This is a genomic window from Vibrio sp. 2132-1 (genome assembly GCF_033344315.1).
Map to the genome: position 1 here is coordinate 1 of NZ_JAWPON010000267.1, position 749 is coordinate 749.

Sequence of the window (749 nt, forward strand, 5' to 3'; positions counted from 1 at the left end):
CTTTTTATAACAGAAAGAAGAAGTATGTACACTTGGGCGTGGGGAGCAGTACTCTCAGTCTCGATAACTATTTTGGCACTGGCAACTTGTTATGTAGATTAACTCATTGCCAATAAAAAACTTTCTAATTTAAAGAAGCTCACTCATTTCTGGCACACCGTCGGCTTGCGATAGCAAGTATTCACACTCTGTTTGGATGAGTGAGACACATAGTTCTATGTGTTCACGTTCTCGATCCTCGATTCCTTGAGCTTCGGTAAGTTCAATCGCTTCCTTCAGGGTGTTTTTTATAGCACCAACGGTTTCTACCATTATGGAAGCCATCTTGGTGCCTGAATAACCCAGCAGAGCGCCGAATTCAGCTAAATCATAGCTGGTGATAGGGCGTTTGAAGTTACCTTTCGGCGGATTTTGAAAGTCTTCACTTTCCCAATCTCCAATCGACATTGCAAAATATTGAGGGATACTGGCGGCACGCCCCTCATCAGCAGACAACTTACCGCTTCGTGAGTTGCGTTTTGTTCCCTCTTGAGCGATTGCTTCTATGTTTACTAAATCATAAAAAGGGGTCAGTTCCAGACCTTTAGGGGTGACGAAGAAGCTAATATTTTTACCATGGGCATCGTAGTTTAGCGTTACTAGATTAAAGAGCATCCATTGGGTGAGCTTTAGGTTAGTGATGACCGTGTCTATGGTTTTGACGCACAGTAGGCGTGGGAAAGAAACGCCATCACGCATATATACGCCAT

1 protein-coding gene is annotated in these 749 nt (G+C 43.5%); it reads right to left on the minus strand.

Annotated features, from left to right (window positions below; translation table 11 throughout):
• Window positions 1–129 precede the first annotated feature (129 nt).
• On the minus strand, window positions 130–749 hold a 620-nt coding region (locus tag R8N47_RS24840), incomplete at its 5' end, for a HipA domain-containing protein (protein WP_318186058.1).